Below are 4,369 nucleotides of genomic sequence, written 5' to 3'. Positions count from 1 at the left end.
CGGCGCCGGCGGGCCGGGGGGTCCCGGCGGAGCCCCCCTCCGATCCGGCGGCACCCGGCGCCGGCGTGCCCTGGCCGGTCACTGGTAGAGCGAGCCCGTGTTCAGGACCGGCTGCGCTGCGCGGTCACCGCACAGCACCACCATCAGATTGCTGACCATGGCCGCCTTGCGCTCGGAGTCCAGCTCCACGATGTCCTGCTCCGCGATCCTGCTCAGTGCCATCTCGACCATGCCCACCGCGCCCTCGACGATCTGCTGGCGGGGCGCCATGCCCGCTCCCGCCTGCTGCCGCTGGAGCATCGCCGAGGCGATCTCGGGGGCGTACGCGAGGTGGCTGAAACGCGACTCGATGATCGAGACGCCCGCCGCCTGCACCCGCGCCGTGAGCTCGACCGCCAGCTTCTCGGTGATCTCCTCCGCGTTGCCGCGCAGCGAGAGGCCGCCCTCGTCATGGGCGTCGTACGGGTACTCGAGCGCGATGTGCCGGACGGCCGACTCGGTCTGCGTGGCGACGAACTCCAGGAAGTCGTCGACCTCGAAGAGCGCCTGCGCGGTGTCCTCCACCTTCCAGACGACGATCGCGGCCAGCTCGATGGGGTTGCCGTAGGCGTCGTTGACCTTCAGCACCGCCGTCTCGTGGTTGCGGACGCGGGTGGAGATCTTGCGGCTGGAGGTCAGCGGGTTGACCCAGCGCAGGCCGTCCGCACGGATCGTGCCGACGTACCGGCCGAAGAGCTGGATGACCCGGGCCTCGCCCGGAGCGACCATTTTCACACCGGACATGCAGAAGAACGAGCCGATGGTGAGCAGCACCCCGAGGATGCAGACCGGGATGCCGACGGCGTTGTTCCCGTTCGACCCGACGACGCCGCCGACGATGGCCAGGCCCACGCCGAGGACCACCCCCAGGACGGTCAGCAGCAGCCCGAGCCCCCCGGGGATGGAGTGCGCCGCCGTCTCCCTGACCTGCGGGGCCGGCATCTCGGGCGTGTCCGGTGCGAGGCCTGGGCCGGCGCCGGTGGTGTCGGGTCGCTCCTGCGGTACGGACATGGGTCCCCCGTTCCCGCGGCCTGTCGCCGCGCTAGCAATGTGATTACACATTACCTGTCTTTCACAACCATGCGCACCCCTGGAGCGTCGGTTCCTCAGGGGGTGGGTGCTGATTCTCACGTCCGGAAAAGACCGGATCGCTTGTCTTTTGTCCAGGCTTTCGGTGTTAGCTGGCAGGTCTGAGTGAGTCGGCGGATCTGGCCGGAGCGGGTTCGAGCAGAGGAACAGGAGCACCACAGCGATGGGTCGAGCGGATGCGCGTCGGGCTGCCAGGAGCGGCGGCATACGCGCGCTCTTCACCTGGCGGAAGATGCTGGGCACGTTCTTCGGGCTCTGCCTGCTGGTGATGGGCGCCTTCGTGGCGCTCTACGTCTACGTGGACGTGCCCGCGGCCAACGCCCAGGCGGAGAAGCAGAGCAACGTCTACAAGTACAGCGACGGCAGTCTCCTGGCCCGCACCGGCTCCGGGGTCAACCGCGAGATCGTCGACCTCGCCGTCGTACCCGAGAAGGTCCAGCACGCCTTCGTCGCGGCCGAGAACAAGTCCTTCTACCGGGACAAGGGCGTCGACCTCAAGGGCACCACCCGCGGCCTGGTCAACACCCTGTCCGGCAAGGGCAAGCAGGGCGGCTCCACGATCACCCAGCAGTACGTCAAGAACTACTACCTGACGCAGGACCAGACGGTCAGCCGCAAGCTCAAGGAGCTGGTGATCTCCCTCAAGGTCGACCAGCGGATGAAGAAGGAGGACATCCTCGCCGGGTACCTCAACACCGTCTACTACGGGCGCGGCGCGAGCGGCGTCCAGGCGGCGGCACAGGCCTACTACGGGGTGGACGCCAAGGACCTCGACGTCGCCCAGGGCGCCTACCTCGCGGCCCTGCTCCAGGCCCCCAGCCAGTACGACTGGGCGGTCGCCTCCCCGACCGGCAAGAAGCTCGTCAAGGAGCGCTGGGCGTACACGCTCGACAACATGGTCGACGAGGGATGGCTCGACAGGACCGAGCGCGGCAAGCTGACCTTCCCCGTCCCGCAGTCACCCAAGGCGGCCCCCGGCCTGGAGGGCCAGACCGGCTACCTCGTCGAGGCGGCCAACCAGGAGATGGCCCGGCAGGGCGTCACCGGCGAGATGCTCGACGCCGGCGGCTGGACCATCACCCTCAACATCGACAAGAAGAAGCAGAAGCAGCTGGAGAAGTCGGTCGACCGGCAGCTGGAGAGCCAGCTCGACCGGAAGAACAACAAGACCGACGCGACCGTCCAGGCGGGCGCCACCTCGGTGGACCCGAAGACCGGCAAGGTCGTCGCGCTGTACGGCGGTGTCGGCGCCACCGAGCACTGGATATCCAACGCCACCCGCCAGGACTACCAGCCCGCCTCCACCTTCAAGCCGCTGGTGCTCGCCTCCGCGCTGGAGAACGGGTCGAAGACCCAGGACGGCAACCTGATCGGCCTCGACACCGTCTACGACGGCACCAGCCGACGCCCCGTGGTCGGCAGCGACACCCCGTTCGCCCCGCAGAACGAGGACGACATCAGCTACGACCACCCCACCGTCCGGACGGCGATGGACAAGTCCATCAACTCCGTCTTCGCGCAGATGGTCGTGGACGTCACCCCGAAGGCCGTGAAGAAGACGGCGCTCGAACTCGGCGTACCGGACAAGAACTTCCCCGAGCGCCCCGCGATCACCCTCGGCACCATGAACGCCTCCACCTGGGACATGGCCGGCGTGTACGCCACCCTCGACAACCACGGCAAGAAGGTCACCCCGACCATCGTCAAGTCCGCCGAGCACCGCGACCGCACCATGGAACCGGTCGACGGCACCGGCGGCCAGGTGATCAGCCGGACGTCGGCCGACACCGTGACGAAGGCGCTGACCGAGGTCGTCGACCTCGGCTCCGGCCACGAGGCGGACACCTCCGCGTACGACGCCGCGGGCAAGACCGGCACCTCGGAGAACAACAAGTCCGCCTGGTTCGCCGCCTACACGCCCGAACTCACCACCGTGGTCGCCCTGTACGGCGAGTCCACCGACGAGGGCGGCGGGCAGGTCACGCTGACCGGCACGGCCAACTCCGGCCGGGCCAACGGCGGCGGGTTCCCCGCCCGGATCTGGGCCGACTACACCCTGGGCGCGCTCGGCGGCGGCTCCGACGCCACCTTCGACCTGGAGGGCGTCGAACACGGCGAGGCACCGCCGGTGACGCGGAGCCCCTCCGCCACGCCGTCGGAGAGCGAGTCCCCCTCCGAGACCCCGTCCGAGACGCCCTCGACGCCCTCCGAGAGCCCCAGCGCGACCCCGGGCGAGGGGGAGTCGTCCCCCGCCGAGACGCCCGGCGAGACGCCCTCCTGGACGCCCAGCGGATCCCCCAGCGCCCCCGAGTGGCCCGGCGGTGACGACCGGCCGCCGGGCGAGCGGCCGGAGAACGGCCTGCTCGGGCAGTGACCCGGTCCGGGTGACCACGCAGGGAGGGGCGGTGCCGGCACGGCACCGCCCCTCCCTGCGCGCGCCTGTCAGGCGGGCATGGCCATCTCGAACCAGACCACCTTGCCGGTGGAGAGCCGGGTCGCCCCCCACCGCCTGGCCATCCGGTTGACCAGGAACAGCCCACGGCCGCCCTCGTCCGTCTCACGGGCCCGGCGCTGCCTCGGCAGCTGCGGCGCGTCGTCGCCCACCTCGCACCGCAGGATGTCCGTACGCAGCAGCCGCAGCGTCACCGGACGCTCCGCGTACCGCACGGCGTTGGTGACCACCTCGCTGACCAGCAGCTCCACCTCGTCCGCGAGGGCGTCCAGCCCCCACCGGCCGAGCGCCCTGCGGGCCAGCCGGCGGGCCCGGCCCGGCGCCGCGTCCTCCGGGTCCAGGAACCAGTACGCGACGTCGCTCGGCGCGATCCCGTCGAAACGCGCGGCCAGCAGCGCGATGTCGTCGTCCCGGTCCCCGGGCCCCAGCATGTCCAGCACGTCGTCGCAGAGCGCCTCCAGCGGCGGCGAGTGGTCCGGCCCGGTCAGCCGGGCGGTCGCCGCCAGCCGCTCCCTCAGCAGCTCGATCCCCGTCCACACGTCCCGCAGCCGCGACTCCACCAGGCCGTCGGTGTACAGCAGCAGCGTGGCGCCCGCCGGAGCATCCAGCTCGACCGCCTCGAAGTCGACCCCGCCCACACCGATCGGCGCGCCCGGGGGCACCTTCAGCACCTCCGCACGGCCGCCCAGATGCAGCAGGACGGGCGGCGGGTGGCCGGCGTTGGCGACGGTGATCCGGTGCGCGACCGGGTCGTACACGGCGTACAGGCAGGTCGCCATCCGGTCGCTG

The 4,369-nt window shown here is 70.8% G+C and carries 3 protein-coding genes; 1 reads left to right on the top strand and 2 read right to left on the bottom strand.

Going from position 1 to position 4,369, the window contains the following annotated elements:
* Positions 1-78: 78 nt before the first annotated feature.
* Positions 79-1,050, bottom strand: a complete 972-nt coding sequence (locus IH13_RS0111155) for an SPFH domain-containing protein (RefSeq protein WP_031083392.1) — start codon at positions 1,048-1,050, stop codon at positions 79-81.
* A 241-nt stretch (positions 1,051-1,291) separates the two neighbouring features.
* On the opposite strand from IH13_RS0111155, the gene IH13_RS0111150 reads away from it, so the two are divergent.
* Positions 1,292-3,502 (top strand): transglycosylase domain-containing protein, encoded by a 2,211-nt coding sequence (locus IH13_RS0111150; protein WP_031083390.1) that lies wholly within the window; start codon positions 1,292-1,294, stop codon positions 3,500-3,502.
* A 68-nt stretch (positions 3,503-3,570) separates the two neighbouring features.
* On the opposite strand, the gene IH13_RS0111145 is transcribed toward IH13_RS0111150, so the two are convergent.
* On the bottom strand, positions 3,571-4,369 hold a 799-nt coding region (locus tag IH13_RS0111145; protein ID WP_031083389.1), incomplete at its 5' end, for an ATP-binding SpoIIE family protein phosphatase.

Origin of the sequence: Streptomyces sp. NRRL WC-3549, from assembly GCF_000721935.1 — a bacterium.
GTDB lineage: Bacteria > Actinomycetota > Actinomycetes > Streptomycetales > Streptomycetaceae > Streptomyces.
The sequence above is the reverse complement of the archived record's forward strand: the minus strand, read 5'-3'. Positions and strand labels throughout refer to the sequence as shown.